The sequence below is a fragment of the Mesorhizobium sp. WSM4840 genome, from assembly GCF_055811755.1.
In genome coordinates, this window is sequence record NZ_JBVVQD010000016.1 from 93,688 (window position 1) to 108,564 (window position 14,877).

Consider the following 14,877-nt stretch of genomic DNA (forward strand, 5'->3'; position numbering starts at 1 on the left):
GCAAATGGCGCAACCGCGACCACTCGAATCGTTCTAGCAATGTCCGCTTTCAGGAAGTGACAATGCTGACGTCAACGTCCGAGATGCGCAAAGCTGTCATTCGTGGCCGACCGCTTTGATCTGCGGACTTGTCGATTGGTTGCACTGGCGCTTCCGTCGGACGAAGATTGACCGGCGGGATGAGTGGGCGTGGCTGTCTGTTGTCATCCGAGTCCTGCAGGGGGAGCTAACCAGCGGACCGGGCCCACTGGTGTAGCGAAACTACGCACTCGTCTGCATCGAGCTCAGTAGGCGTCGCTCTTCTTCGACAATATAATCGCGGATGACTGGGACATCGTCACGGCGAGTCGAGATCAGTATCTGGAAGACAAAATTTGAACCGTTTAGGAAGCCGAGTTCGGCCGACGCCAGATAGAAATCCCACATACGGCAGAAGCGTTCGCCCATCATGGCGACTGCCTCCTCGCGCCTGGCCTCATAACCGAGACGCCAATTGTGGATCGTCCAGTAATAGTGCAGCCGCAAATTTTCGCAGTCGGCGCACCAGATCCCCGTGCGCTCCAACGAGGCAAACACCTCTGACAAAGCCGGCACATACCCACCTGGAAAGATATACTTGCGGATGAACGGCGCCGTCGTGCCAGGCGGTGACATGCGTCCGATCGCATGAACCAATGCGAAGCCACCCTCCTTCAACAATCTATTAATGATCGTGAAATAGCTGTCGAAATGAACGACGCCCACGTGCTCCATCATTCCGATCGAGACAACACGGTCAAACTGTCCGCTGACCTCGCGATAGTCGACCTCGCGAAAATCGATCTGGTGAGCGACCCCGGCCTCGATCGCTCGAAGCCGAGACGCCGCCAATTGCTCCGTCGAAACGTTGATCGCCGTGACCTTCACGTCGCAATACTTGGCGAGATAGATGGCGAGAGCGCCCCAGCCTGAGCCGATTTCCATCACATGCATGCCCGGCTCTAGCTTGAGCTTCGCGGCAATGTGGCGATGCTTGTCCATCTGCGCTTGCTGCAGACTGTTGTCCGGTGCCGTGTAATAGGCGCACGAATAGGTCATTGTCTCGTCGAGCCATAGCTCATAAAATTTCGTCGGGATGTCGTAGTGATGCTGAACGTTTTTGGCGGCGAGACCGAGTTTGTTGTTCTGCTGGCGCCGGCGCAACGCACGCCAGACTTTCCGCAACGCCTTCTGAACAGGGTGGGCTGCCAACCCAGTGCGGTTGACGGAAAAAAGTGACAAGAGGTCAAATGCATTGCCACCGTTCTCGATCACCAAGCGGCCATCCATGTAGGCTTCGGCCGCCTTCAGTTCCGGATTGAAGAAGATCTCGCGTTCGACCGCTTTGTCGGTTAGGCGGATCGTCACGTCGGGCCCATCCTGTCCACTGCCGAAGGCTTGCCTGAAACCGTCCTCGAATATGACAGTCAGGCGCCCGTTTTTTACAAAACGGGAGAGCAGATTTGGCAGCAGACGCATTGTGGCTCGTTTCTCCTCATTTGCCCGTAAGTATGACTACCCGGTGTCGGTACATCAATACCGACCTGGGGGCGGAGGGGGACCGGACTTCAGAAGTCTCCTCCCAATGCCGAAGTAGCGACTCATCCGGGCAGCCTGCCCGCGATCAGAAATGTCTGCTTCTGGCGCAATAAGATGTCCAGGGTGGTCGCCGGCAGCGTCTGCTATCCGGCAATCGCAAAGATCGCCTCAAGGGCGGACATCGGGCGCAAAGCAGCCATGCCGCCGTCGCGTGTGAGACTCTGCTTCGGGTCACAAGCAGAACAGCAGCCCCCTACGGCTCGTCCCTCTCATCGCGCAAATTAGCCACAACGCGGCGGTTCTGTGACCTGCAGGCGGTGTCGGGGCAGTCGCGGACGAGCCTGTCCTTGCCGTAGCCCTTGGCCCACATGCGGTTGCGGTCTATGCCGCCGGCGGCGAGGTAGTCCATCACCGCATCGGCGCGCTGCTGCGACAGCGCCGTTTCACTTGCGCCGGGATCGTCGGCGAAACCCTGCAGCTTGAGCAGCCAGCGCGGATGCTTTGCTAACCAGGCGATCTGGGTGTCGAGGGTGGCCTTGGCGACAGAATCGAGCGCGGCCGAACCTTGCGTGAAATAGGTGCGGCGGCCGACATTGAGGATAAAATCCTCCTCGCTGCCCGGCTGCACGTTCTGGAAGCCGGCAACCTCGGTGTTGGTGATGTCGGGCGTGGAAGGGGCCAGCGTGTTGCTGGTCGAGCAGGATGCGGCCAGCACCAGCAGGCCGGCGGCGAGCAGCCGGCGCGTGTTTTCAATCATGCGGTTCATGAGGCGCCAATCATTCGACAGTGGTGGAAGCGGGCGCCTGGTCGGCGATATGCGGCAGGACCTGCACCGCGGTGCCGATCGGGCAGCGCTGGTAGAGGTCGATGATGTCTTCCGGGAACATGCGGATGCAGCCGCTGGAAGCGTCGGTGCCGATGCTCCATGGCTCCAGCGTGCCATGCAGGCGGTAGCCGGTGTCGGCGCCGTTGCGGTGCAGATAGAGCGCGCGCGGCCCGAGCGGATTGTTGGACGCGCCGCCTGCGACCATGTGCGGTAGGTCCGGCCTGCGCTTACGCATTTCGGGGGGCGGGACCCATTGCGGCCACAGCGCGCGGCGGTCGATCGTCGCGCGGCCGTACCATTTGAAGCCGTCCTTGCCGACGCCGACGCCGTAGCGGATGGCGGTCTTGTTTTCCATGATGATGTAGAGGAAGTGGTGGCGGGTATCGACCACGACGGTGCCGACCGGCTCGCTGCTGAAATACTTGACGATCTGGCGATGCCATCTCTTGTTGATCTTGGCGAAGTTGGTCTTGCGATAGACAAAATTGTTGTCGCTGGCGGTACCGGCGAAAAAGGATTTTGCCGCCGCGGCTTGAGCAATATTGCTGGTTGCACCCACCGCGACCAGCGCCAGGCCGCCCAGCACGACACCCCTGCGTGATAAAACCATCGGCAATATTCCCCCCCATGCCAAAAGCCTGGCGGACCATAGTTGAGAATTACTTCGCCTCAAAGTGGAAAATGCTGCGTTGCTTCAGTCCGCCGTATCCGGACATTCGGCAATTTGGCGGCCAGTGACCGAATTATGACAATCTTGCCGAGGACGAACGTCTAACCTAAACCCCATCCAGGACCTTAACCAAATTGGCGCGACTGTTTGGGACCGGGCGTAGTTGCGACATTTGCCCTATCCGGACGTGTGAGCAATGCCGTGGGCAAACCGTGATGCATGCTTTTTTTCGTTCGGTTGCTGCGATGATTGTGGTGTCCGGCGTGGCAGGTTGCACCAGCATTTCCTACTACGCACAATCCTTGAAGGGTCACGTGGAGATCATGGCGGCGCGCCAGGATGTCGGAGAGCTGATCGACGATCCGTCGACCCCTGGGACATTGCGCGCTCGAATGGCATCGGCGAGCGCCATCCGACAGTTTGCGATAGATGAACTAGCGCTGCCGGACAACAATAGCTACCGCAGCTATGTTGACGTTGGTCCGGACGCGGTGACATGGGCCATCTTCGCCGCGCCGGAATTCTCGCTGACGCCACGAACATGGTGCTTTCCGGTGTTCGGATGCGTTCCGTACCGAGGATACTTCTCCAAAAGGTCTGCGATTGAAACCGCTGTCGAACTTCAGAGACAGGGCCTGGACGTCTATGTGACGGGCATCACTGCATATTCCACGCTCGGCTGGTCAAGTGACCCGCTGCTAAGCACCATGCTCAGCCAAGATGAAGCGGGTCTTGCAGGGCTAGTTTTCCACGAGCTGGCCCACCAACGCGTCTATGTGAAGGACGATTCCGCATTCAACGAGGCATTCGCTGTCGCCGTCGAAACAACCGGCGTGAGAAAATGGCTGCGCGCGGCTGGTGATACCGGCGAATTGCGCCGTTACAAAGCCGACCGAAAGCGCAGGACCGAATTTCTTGCGCTGGTATCGCACACCCGGGACGAGCTAGCGCACGTCTATGACGACTCCAATACCTCGGACCAAAAGCGGGCCGCAAAGACAGCCGCGATCGAACGGCTGCGGATGCGCTACCGAGAGATGCGCGACAGTCGCTGGCGTGGATACCGGGGATACGATGTCTGGTTCGATGCTCCGATTAACAACGCGAAGCTCGCCGCGACTTCCGTTTACGGTGATCAGGTGACGACGTTTCTCCGCTTGTTCGATTTGTGTTCGGGCGACTATCCAAGGTTCTACGCGTTGGTTCGACGGATCGGCGCGTTAGACAAATCTGACCGCGCCGAAGCGCTCAAGGCGGCAGATTCATGCGATTGAGCCGGTCAAATCCGAAGGCCAGAAGCGGCGCATCGGTCGCTGATGTACTCGGCAGCCGGCGCAGGTGATTGAATTGACCATTTGTCGGCCGATTTCCTAGGTATTTTGACGTCGGCGGGGCCGGAAGCCGCATGTCGGCCTACAGAAGCCAAAAGCGGACTTGCCTGAACTCCCCGCGGGATCCTGGACCACAATGATTGCCGGCGGGCCGTCGCGCCTCAGCGTGCGCCCCTACGAGGCCGAAAACCTCACGCTCACGCCGCGCTGCCGAAAATAAGCCTGCATTAGCTTGCGGCCCGAACGGTTGTTCTGCGCCAGCCTGGTCGGATCGAACACCGCTTGTTCTATCCCCTCTCGCGTCAGCGCTGCTTTGAGCGCCGCGATATGTGCGTCGATGTCGGCATTGTTCGCCTGGAGCGATGCATAGATGCTGTCGGTCGCCTCGGCCACGGTCGGCTCGCTCACGGGGGGTACTCCTTTGGCTATTCGGGCGGCGGCTTAGCACAGATCAGCGGCTTCGCCGATACCGATAAGACGGCTAGATGGGCGGCAACAGTGTTCCTTGGGGTCGGTTGTGAACCATGGGTTCCGCTGAGTCGGAGATCGCAAGCCATGTCGACACGAATGAGTGAGGAGGATTGGACGCACACGTTCGAGTATCCGGGCTTGCCTGCCGCGACGCGGGCGGGGGATGGCTCCGCCCGGGCGTGGCCTGAGGAAATTCACCTCAAATTGCTCTTCGGAAACAGCACGCGATCGGGTTTTGCATTCATTCGCGCCAGCATTTCCTTGATCAAGCGTGTTTTGGTGCGCCCCGCTTCCTTCGGCGGCACGAGGTAACGCACGATGGCCTCGAGCCAGGTGTTTTCACTGACGCGAAAATGAACCACGGGGTGCTCCTTCACTTCGAGTTCGTCCACCGGCGTTTGCGACAGGATGTGCTTATAGACCTTCACCTTCTGGCTCATGATGTCGCCGATCTGCTCGTCAACGACCTCTCTCATGGTTTTCGCTACGAATTCCAGATCGCTTTCGTAAGCGAGCTGGAACTTGATTTCGTTCCAGACATAGGGAAACAGCGGCCAGGAATAGTTGAAGACCGGCGTGTCAAACACGGTGGAGTTCGGAAACTTGATGACGCGTCCGCTCGGATGATCGGTCCAAAGATGTTCGCCGCCGAATTCCCATAACGTCGTATCGAGATAGCTGACATCAATGACATCGCCATGGGCATCGCCGATGCGAATGCGGTCGCCAACGCGATAAGGCGCCCTGGCCAGAATATAAATCCACGCGATGAAACTGGAGATCGGCATTTGCAGCGCAAAGCCGAGAATCAGTGAAATCAGGCCGAGTGAAACAACCGCAGCGTACCAGTTCACAAATAAGACTGAAATGGCCACGAAGACGATGGCGACGACGACGACTAATCGAAAAATACGTTGCAGGTTGAAGCGCGAAACACGACTGGGAATTCGGCCAATGAGAAAGACTTCGATAGCATTCGCAACGGTCAGCATAACGAAAATGAGAAGGCCGCCCCTGACGTAGTTCAGCACGCGAACGCGCAAAGGCGCGTCAAGCCATTCTAAGCGCCAATTGATCAGGACTTGGATGCCAAAAAGCAGCAAGGCAGCGGCAGCGAAACCAACCGTCCACCAGACGTCTTCCTTGCGAAGGCTGAAGCGGAATTTTTCCTCGGGCTTTTTCGCCTCCTGTTCCATAGTTTTTGGATCAGCAGTCTGTTGCGCGGCCCGTTCGAGTCGGGAAAGGTTCTCCTGTTCCTTGGCGCGCGGTTCCATGGGCTCACCTCCCGATGTGGCCATCAACACCCAGCCAGTGCCTTCTCGTTCCTCGACGGCGGCATTCCGGGCAACGATCCAATGTCATTCGCTGACTGCTCCTTGCCGGTCCCCGAAAGCTGGCCTTCATTCCGGCGGCCCCGTCCTTGGTGAAATAGGGCGGCAAGCAGAAAGATGCGACGTCGCCACCATATTCGGCAAATGCCTTTTAGCCCGATCCGAAATTAAGTTGAGAGTTTGGTTCAGCAGCTCCCGATAGCTCACCGGTAGAGATCTCGACTGTTCATCGAGCGGCCGTTGGTTCGAATTCGCTCTTCCGGCGGGATCATGCCGGCGGATAGCCGCCAATCCATTGGATTGCACGGTTGACTCGAGCCCATCACAACGACTGAGCGAACGGCGGCATTCGGGATCGAGCTGAGCGTCGACGAACGGCTGAGATCGGCGCACAACAGCCGTTCCGTGAGTGGAGTGTGTGAGTCGTCTTCGGGTCAGATCGCGTCATGCGACGCCCCAACTAAACATCCGCAAGGGATCGAACCCGGTCGTTTAGAGTGATTGGGTTTTGCCCAAGGACTAACGCAAATTGGCATCCGGAATGACCGTTTCGGGCCAAGCCGGACATCCATTCGGGCGAAGCAAATGACCGCTAAGTGTGTGGGTTCCGGTCATTCTTAAAGTCAAAGCCAAGGCCGGTGTGGGATCAGTTCAGTATTCCGCGGCGGCATCGCGATGGTGCGGACCGCGGGCTGGTGGCGGGCGGGGTCGCCATCAGACCACGAAGCCGCAGGCGGGCGGGGGGGTGCGGGTGTCCATGTTGCGGCCGCGGTTCAGGTGGTCGTCGATCTCGGCGGCCGCGCCGATCATGCGACCGTATAGGAAGACGGTGAAGGCCGCGGTCTCCAGGTCGCGCTCGGTCAGGGTGCCGGACTTGAAGTCCTTCCACAGCAGCGCCAGCAGCAGCGCCGCAATTACCGCGTCAACGTTGACGCAGAAAACGTAAGGCGAGGCCCCCTGATCGTGGAGTGCCTGGACGAGCTCGCGGTAGAAGGCGTGGAAGACGTTGTACTTTCCTTGCCGCGCCATGAATTCCGCGATGAAGCGCTCGCGCGGATCGTGGTTGACGGGCTTGCCTTTGAAGACCGGGTGATGGACGCCGGGGAGCGCGCGGACCTCAGTGCCGAGCTCCTTGGCCTGGGCCTTCTCGCGGCGGTACGTGCGCGCGAACGCCGTCGCCATCGCCTTCAGGTCGAGGCCGTGGGCTGGATCGGAGGGGTCGGTCAGCCCGGCGTCCTTGAATTGCTCGAGCAGGAAGGCCATGCCCTCGAAGCCGTTGCCGCCGTGGCTGTAGCCGGTATGGGTAAGGAAGCCGACCATCGCCTTGTTGATCTGCACGCGCGCGGGCGTCTGTGGCCCGTCCGCCGAGACCGCGCCCTTGGCACCCTGAGCCGAGATCGACCCAGGGCCGTTCGAAATCAGGAGCCCGACGAGCATCTGCAGCGGCAGCGCCTCCTCGGGGGTGGGCTTCTTTCCAGTCATGGCGAGGAAGCAGAGGTCGGCCATGGTCCATTGCCCAAAGCGCTCGTCGCGTGGGATGCCCCATAGCGAGCCCGACCGGTGGTGCTCGCCGGGGATTGTCGTGCCGACCATGACGCCATAGAGCCGCAGGTACCAGGGCAGTGTCTCGGCGGTAAGGCGCGAAATGCGCTTGCGCATCAGCGGCCCCCAGGCGATCGTCGTGGCGATGGCCGCGAGAATTGCGTCCCGCGACAACCGGCCGCCCAGGCCTCCAAGGAACTTCAGGAACGCCGACCTGCCGCCGCGGGCTGCGATCGCCGCGAGCATCGCTTCTGGACGCGGGTCGGCGGCCTCGGCCTCGGTGGCCAGGAACAGCGCCCGGGTGGCATCGTCACAGACAATCCCGGAGGCGTCGAATTCCTCGTCGCGCCCGTCCCTGAGGCCCGAATGGGCGAAGAGCCCGATCAGTGCCCGGGTGCAGCCGAGCGCCCGCTCCACGCGCTTCGGCCCGACGATGGCGGCGGCGGTTGCCATCACCGCATTCGGAGCATTGCCGGCCTCCCGCGCCGCGTCGGCGGCGACGAGGATCGGGTCGCCGACGAGGTTGACCTCGGCTGCGACCGCGACGTCGAGCATCGCCCGGTCGTTCTCGGTGGCGATCTCGTGCACGAGCGGCAGGGCGAAGGTCGCCTCCAGCGGCTCAAGCGCGAGATCGAGCACTGAATGGCCGTGCACGCTCGTCACCTGGGTTTTCGGGTCCATGACCGACGCGCCGGACTTGTCCTTCATGTTCTGCCGCGCGACCACCGCCCCGACCTGGGCGCCGAGCGCGGCGATCTGGCCGGCGTAGGGCTCGGGCGCGGTGACGGCCGGCATGGCGAGTTCGGGCGGCAGCCGCAGGCCCTGGTCGTTGGCGACCCAGGGCTTCAGCGCGAGGTCCCCACGCGGCGCGAAGTCGGGCGCGGCGCCGTTGAGCGCCATCACCGCGGTGAGGGCGGCGGGGATGTCGGCGATGTTGGTGACGACAGCGCCCTTCGCGGACACGACCGGGTTCTCGGGCGTGAAGAGGCCAGGCACGCCGAAGGCCTGCATGAACCAGCGCTCCTTGTCCTCGGCGCTGTCGCCCGAGCCGGCCATAGCGCCGGCATGCCCGACGGCACGGGTCAGCTTCGACTTCCAGCGGCCGACGACGCAGGCGACGACGGGCTTCGTCCAGTCGATACCCTGCTCGTAGTAGCCGCCGGGTTCGGCATAGAGCACCGCCGCCTTGGAACGGTCGTCGTTGCCGAAGGCGTGGGCGAAATCGGGCGCGGCGTAGTGGATGTAGACGTCCTTGCCGGAGGAGACGAGCGTCGTCGTGCCCCAGCCCGCGGTGGCGAGATACTGGGCGATCGTCGTGGTGAAGCCGCCGGAGTTCGAGAAGATCGCGACCGAGCCTTTGAGCAGCGACTCCTCTGGCTTGTCGCCGCCGAGCGCGCCGCCGATGCGCACGCGGTTCCACGAATCGGCGACGCCGAGGCAGTTGCCGCCGATGATGTCGATGCCGTTCGCCTGAGCCATCGCCCGAATCTCGCGGGCGTCGTGCACGGAGATCTTCTCGGTGATGATGACGATCTTGCGCAAGCCCGGGTTCACCCGCACGAGCTCGGCCACGCCGTCGCGCACGCCCGACGGCGGCAGGTAGACGACGCCGGTATCGAAGGCGTGGCCGGCGTCGAGCCCCTCGCGCACGTTGTTGTAGACCGGGATGTCGCCCACGGGCGTCTTCAGCACCTGCCCGCCGCGGCCGGGCGAGGTGCCGAAGACCACGTTGCCGCCGGAGAAGACGTGGCTGGTCGGCGTGACCGTGCGCGACTCGCCGCCGAGGATGTTGAGTACGCAGACCCGGTCGTCGCGGGTCGCGATATCGGCCAGTGACCGGAGGCCGAGGAAATAGGGAAAGCCTTCGATGCCCTTGTGATACATGTCCGTCCTCCCTCAGGCCGCCGCGGCCTTGAGCCCCAGGGTAGCGGCGATCTCGTCGCGGCCGCCGGCGCGCATCCACGTGTCGACGCGCTTGGCGTAGTTCACGACCTCGGAGATCGCGCTGTCGAAGCCGAAGAAGCGGTAGGGCAGGCCGAGCGACTCCAGCGTCTCGGCGAGGTTGCCCATACCGCGCACCAGGTTCGGACCGCCGCGTCCTACGACGACGTAGAGCGGCGTCGGCCCGTGCGCGGCGAAATATTCGCGCAGCGCGTCGCCCATGCCGCGGAAGGTCTCGAGGATGTCGGTGTTGTTCGACTTGCCGCCGATGATGAAGAGCACGTTGGTCTGGGCGAGGAAGTGCCGGTAGCAGATCGAGGCCACCGCCTTCATCTTCTCGTAGGGCGGGTTGCCGCCGAAGTCCGACGAGATGATCGCCGCCTCGCCCAGCACCTCGGTGACGAGGCTGTTGGCGCCGCCGCCGAAGGTCGGGGCAAGGATGGTGCCGCTCTCGTTGATCACGAAGACGTCCGACTGGCCCTGGTGGGTGCGCAGTTGGTTCACCTCCTGCTCGAAGGCAGAGATGTCTGCCGCGAACAGCTGGTCCGGCAGCCCGAGCCGACCTACGCGCGGATCGTCGCGGTCAAAGCCGCACTTGAAGTCGCAGGCCACCGGCGTCAACCGCCCGTCGCGCCCGGGACGCATGCGGATCGGGTTCAACTCCAGCGTCGTCATGCCGTAGTGGTGCATCAGCTCCCAGAGCTTCGGCAGGTGCTGCACCAGCGGCGAGATGATCTCCCGCGGCGCGCCAATGTCCGTCAGCGCGTTCGCCACCACAAAGGCCTTGAGCCCCGTGAGCGCCTCGAAGGGCACAGTGGCGATATCGGATTTATCGAGATCCTCGATTTCCACGCCGCCGCGGTGGGTCAGCGTCATGGTCGGCGCGCGGAAATGCGTGTCGTCGGTGATGGCGAAATAGACCTCGTGCTCGGCGGGAATGCCGGCCTCGAAGGTCACGCCGTTCGCCTTGGCGAAGGCGTTGCCGTGGCGGTGCTCGGCGAAGTAGAGCCGCTCCTTTTCGGCGAGCGCGGTCTTGAGGTCCCGCGCCTTGCCGATTAGTCCCGCCTTGCCCTTCTTGCCGACGCCGCCGCGGAAGACCGGCTTGACGAAGATCAGGCCGTGGCGGGCGATCAGGTCCTGGATCGCGTCTTCGCCAGCGTCGGGCCCGTGCACCTCGGACGCGGGGAAGTCGACGTGGCCGAGCAGCCTCGACCCATAAAGCATGCCGTTGAGTTGCATAGCCGTTCTCCCCAATGACCGAGGCGTGGTTCGGTCGTTTGACCTGATGGGCACTCAATTTACGAATTTGCCGAGGTCGATGGAGCGACCAGGTTAGGCTCAGACGCTCGCGGCAACAAGCGCCCGGCTAGCCTCAGTTCCGTCGTCACCTTGGTCGCCGGCCGGCATCATTGCCGACCGGCCTTCGCCACCCGTCAGGTGGCCCGGCTCTCGGTCGAATGCGGGCTCCACTTGATCAGACGGGCCTCGGCGATGTCGAGGATGCGGTCGATGATCAGCACGAACATCGCGAGGATCATAATGCCGGCGAAGACGCCGACCGCATCGAAGTTGCCTTCCGCCTGGGCAATCAGATAGCCAAGGCCGGCGGAGGCGCCAAGGTATTCGCCGATAATCGCGCCGACTACCGCGAAGCCGACCGAGGTGCGCAGCGACGATAGGATCCAGCTGGCCGCGGCCGGGAAGTAGACGTGGGTCAGCAGGCTTGAGCGCTTGGCGCCGAGGATCCGCGCGTTCGCCAGCACCACCGGGTTGACTTCCCGCACGCCCTGCATGGCGTTGAAGAAGGTGATGAAGAACACCAGCGTCACCGATAGCGCCACCTTCGACCACAGCCCGAGGCCGAGCCAGAGCACAAAGATAGGAGCGAGCACCACGCGGGGGATGGCGTTCAGCGCCTTTATGAACGGGTCGAGGATGCGATAGGCGCCACGGCTAAGCCCTAGCCAAACGCCGGCCGCCACGCCGAGGGCGGTACCAATCACGTATCCGAGCACCGTCTCGGTGAGCGTGATCGATACGTGCCTGTAGAAGCCTGGGTCGATGATCCAGGCCACGATCTGCTTCATGATGTCGAAGGGGGCAGGGAAGAAGAAGACATCGATCACTCCGGCTTCCACGCCGAGCTGCCACCCGCCGACAATGACGACCAGCAGTCCCAGCTGGATCATACGTTCAGTCATGGCGTTCATAGCTTTTCTCCACTTCGCCGCGCAGGGACGACCAGATATTGCGGTAAAGATCCATGAAGCGCGGATCGAGTTTGATTTCCGAGACGTCGCGCGGCCGGGCGAGATCGACGGGGAAGCTGTCGATCACGTGGCTGCAAGGCCCCGCAGCAAGGACGACCACGCGGTCGCCGAGCGCTATGGCTTCCTCGAGATCGTGCGTGATCATCACCACCGCGCGGCGCTCCTCCTGCCAGAGCGCGAGCAGCTCGTTCTGCATCAGGTGGCGGGTGTGGATGTCGAGCGCCGAGAAGGGCTCGTCCATCAGGATCACCTTCGGGCCGGTAATCAGCGCCTGCGCCATCTGAACACGCTTGCGCTGGCCGCCCGAAAGCTGGTGCGGGTAGCGTTGCTCGAAGCCCTTCAAGCCCACCTTGGCGAGCCATTTCATGGACTGTTCGCGCCTTTCGTTCGCGCCTGTTCCCTTGAACATCGGCCCGAGCTCGACATTTTCGAGCGCCGTCTTCCACGGAAGGAGCGCATCCTGCTGGAAAAGGTAGCCGATGTTGTTCTGGACGCCATGCACCGGCGCTCCGTCGATCGAGACAGTCCCGCTCGCCGGCTTCAGAAGTCCGGCGATGGCGTTGAGAATGGTACTCTTGCCGCACCCCGTCGGACCGACGATGGCCAGAAACTCGCCATCCGCAACAGTCAGGTTGACATTCTGGACGGCGATGAAGGTGCCAAAGGACATGGTGACCGACTCGATCGACACCATCGGCCTTGGTTTGTCCGGGCTCATCATCGTTGTTGCCGACTTCACTACGGCCAGTGCCATGACTTCCTCCTTGTCAGTTGGCGACGTTGCGCGGCGCCTTGCCAACGAAGTCGTTCGTGTAGGTCTTGGAAAGGTCGATTTCAGCCGCCGCGACCTTTTCGTTGAAGCTTTTCAGAACCGCGAGTGGGGTTTTGACGTTCTCCTCGCTGATGAGGCCATCCTTCGAGAAGATCGCCTTGGCGTTTTCGACGGCCCTGATGTAGGTCTCGCGGTCGCCGGAGATGAATTCCTTTGGCAGTTTTTCGACGATTTCTTCGGCCGAATGGCTGTCCATCCATTCGAGCGCCTTTACCGTTGCGTTGGTGACCTTCTGGATCGTTTCCGGATTGGCGTCGATGTAGTCCTGGGTGGCGTAGAGAACCGATGTCGGATAGATGCCCCCGTAGATTTCCTTGGCACCTTCGTCGCTACGTGCGTCTATCAGGATCTTGCCCACGCCCTTTGCTTCGATGAAGGTGGCCGCCGGGTCGTAGTTGACGAGCAGGTCGACCTTGCCCTGTTCGAGGGCTGCGACAGCAGCAGAGCCGGAGCCGACGCCGATCAGCGACACGTCGTCGGCCGACAGGCCGTTCCGCTGCAGATAGTAGCGGACAAAGAAGTCGGACGAGGAACCAGGCGATGTGATGCCGACTTTCGCGCCTTTGATCGTTTCCGGCTTAGACGGGTCGAAGGTGCTGTCCTTGCCGCCGGCCAGAACGAGGCCCGAATTGCGGGCGAGCTGGATGAATGCGACGACCGCCTTGTTCTGCGACTGCATCTGGATCGTGTGATCGTAAAAGCCAACGGCGATATCCGTCGAGCCAGCCACGAGCGCCTGAAGGGTCTTCGAGCCGCCCGACGCGAAGTTCTCTACGGTAACCTCCAGACCCTCCTTCTCGTAAAGGCCGAGGCCGGCTGCGACCGGGAAAGGCAGGTTGTTGAGGTTGTAGGAACCGACGCTGATGCGCACGGGTTCCGCCAGGGCGGTGCCTGCAAAGGCGATGGTAGCCGCAAGGGCGAGCATGAGCTTACGCATGATTTTCCTCCAAGTTATGTGGCGCCCTCCCGGCGGCCACGGTCATTATGCCGCGCAGACGAACTGCGTGACAGGTTTTGCGAAAACATGTCCTTCGAATAGGCGGCGGGCGGTGCGCAGGATGCCCGCGACGATCTTGCCGTTCCTGTCCTGAAGCTTGACATCGAGATGGCCGCTCGGATGCTCGATCGACAGGACCACCGGTGGTTTGCGAGTGCCGATCAAGCGGGATGCCACCGTATTTTCGGTGATGCAGGCCGTCGCAATCCCAACAGCACCTGTCGTGGCAAGCGAAGGATGGCACTGGTGCGGCATGAAATAGCGCACACTGATGTCGCCGTCTGCCCTTGGCCGGGAAATCAGCACCGGCTTCGGTGTCACCTGGTTGCTGACATCACCCATACCCATTCGCTCACCGGCGGCGATGCGCAGGCTCTCGAGCCGCTCCAACAGCGCCTTGTTTCCGTTGAGTTCGGCGGCGGTCTCGAATCCGCTGACGCCGAGGGCCTCAGCCTCGAGGAGTATCATTGGCATGGCGCAGTCGATGCAAGTGACGCTGACGCCGTCGATGACCTCGTTCGGCTTGCCTGTGGGAAACAGCTGGCCCGTGCGGGCGCCTGCTGCATCCATGAAGGTAAGCGCAATCGGCGCCGCGCTGCCTGGAACGCCGTCGATCGCCGCGTCGCCGAGATAGGAGACGCTACCGTTGGGCGTCGGGACTTCTGCCTCGATCAGCTTTCCGGTGTTGACGTTGTGAATCCGGACGAGCGTCGTAGGACCCTGCACCGGCACAAGCCCCGCCTCGATGGCGAAGGGACCGACGGCGGCAAGCATGTTGCCGCAGTTGGGGGACGTATCGACGATCTGCTGGTCGACGCGCACCTGTGCGAAAAGATAGTCGACATCCGCGCCCTTGATGCTTGCGGGCCCGACGATGGCCACCTTGCTTGTGACCGGATTGCCGCCGCCAATGCCGTCGATCTGCAGCGGATGCCCTGACCCCATGACCGAGAGCAGGATCTGATCGCGAAGTGCCGGATCGGACGGTAGATCGGAGGCGAGGAAGAAGGGCCCCTTGGACGTGCCGCCGCGCATCAGAGCGCACGGAATGCGGATCAGATCATTCATCATGCGACATCCTCCCTTTCATGCGCTTTGTGGTTCAATCA

Annotated in this window: 12 protein-coding genes; 1 reads left to right on the forward strand and 11 read right to left on the reverse strand. The window is 62.0% G+C overall.

The genetic code is table 11. From position 1 onward, the window contains the following. Positions 1-261 precede the first annotated feature (261 nt). From AC0L3I_RS21450 to AC0L3I_RS21460, 3 genes are all read right to left on the reverse strand, one after another. Complete coding sequence (locus tag AC0L3I_RS21450) at positions 262-1,497, reverse strand: class I SAM-dependent methyltransferase (RefSeq protein WP_473488589.1); 1,236 nt, start codon at positions 1,495-1,497, stop codon at positions 262-264. A 313-nt stretch (positions 1,498-1,810) separates the two neighbouring features. Beyond that, a complete protein-coding gene (locus tag AC0L3I_RS21455) occupies positions 1,811-2,323 on the reverse strand; it encodes an OmpA family protein (protein WP_473488588.1) in 513 nt (170 codons plus the stop codon). Positions 2,324-2,333: 10 nt separating this feature from the next. Then, positions 2,334-2,993, reverse strand: coding sequence for a L,D-transpeptidase (locus AC0L3I_RS21460; RefSeq protein WP_473488587.1), 660 nt, complete (start codon positions 2,991-2,993; stop codon positions 2,334-2,336). Positions 2,994-3,268: 275 nt separating this feature from the next. Between AC0L3I_RS21460 and AC0L3I_RS21465 the strand changes: the two genes are divergently transcribed. Next, entirely contained in the window at positions 3,269-4,327 is a 1,059-nt protein-coding gene (locus tag AC0L3I_RS21465; protein WP_473528143.1) for an aminopeptidase, read from the forward strand. Positions 4,328-4,558: 231 nt separating this feature from the next. Here the strand turns inward: AC0L3I_RS21465 and AC0L3I_RS21470 are convergent, their stop codons facing one another. From AC0L3I_RS21470 to AC0L3I_RS21505, 8 genes are all read right to left on the reverse strand, one after another. After that, entirely contained in the window at positions 4,559-4,792 is a 234-nt protein-coding gene (locus AC0L3I_RS21470; protein ID WP_292180813.1) for a hypothetical protein, read from the reverse strand. A gap of 257 nt (positions 4,793-5,049) precedes the next feature. Next, entirely contained in the window at positions 5,050-6,129 is a 1,080-nt protein-coding gene (locus tag AC0L3I_RS21475) for a mechanosensitive ion channel family protein (protein WP_473528144.1), read from the reverse strand. A gap of 771 nt (positions 6,130-6,900) precedes the next feature. Continuing rightward, positions 6,901-9,612, reverse strand: coding sequence for a CoA-binding protein (locus AC0L3I_RS21480; protein ID WP_473528145.1), 2,712 nt, complete (start codon positions 9,610-9,612; stop codon positions 6,901-6,903). 12 nt (positions 9,613-9,624) lie between these two features. Next, on the reverse strand, positions 9,625-10,908 hold the full coding sequence (locus tag AC0L3I_RS21485; RefSeq protein WP_123146651.1) for an ATP citrate lyase citrate-binding domain-containing protein: 1,284 nt from the start codon (positions 10,906-10,908) through the stop codon (positions 9,625-9,627). Between the two features lie 194 nt (positions 10,909-11,102). After that, complete coding sequence (locus AC0L3I_RS21490; protein WP_095491414.1) at positions 11,103-11,879, reverse strand: ABC transporter permease; 777 nt, start codon at positions 11,877-11,879, stop codon at positions 11,103-11,105. Continuing rightward, positions 11,863-12,693 carry an ABC transporter ATP-binding protein gene (locus AC0L3I_RS21495; RefSeq protein ID WP_473528146.1) on the reverse strand — a complete coding sequence of 277 codons (831 nt, stop codon included), beginning with the start codon at positions 12,691-12,693 and terminating at the stop codon, positions 11,863-11,865. The genes AC0L3I_RS21490 and AC0L3I_RS21495 overlap by 17 nt, the downstream gene beginning before the upstream one ends. Positions 12,694-12,706: 13 nt before the next feature. Next, positions 12,707-13,708, reverse strand: a complete 1,002-nt coding sequence (locus AC0L3I_RS21500) for an ABC transporter substrate-binding protein (protein WP_473528147.1) — start codon at positions 13,706-13,708, stop codon at positions 12,707-12,709. A gap of 45 nt (positions 13,709-13,753) precedes the next feature. Then, positions 13,754-14,836: a 4-oxalomesaconate tautomerase gene (locus AC0L3I_RS21505; RefSeq protein ID WP_473528192.1), complete on the reverse strand. Its 1,083-nt coding sequence runs from the start codon at positions 14,834-14,836 to the stop codon at positions 13,754-13,756. Positions 14,837-14,877 lie beyond the last annotated feature (41 nt).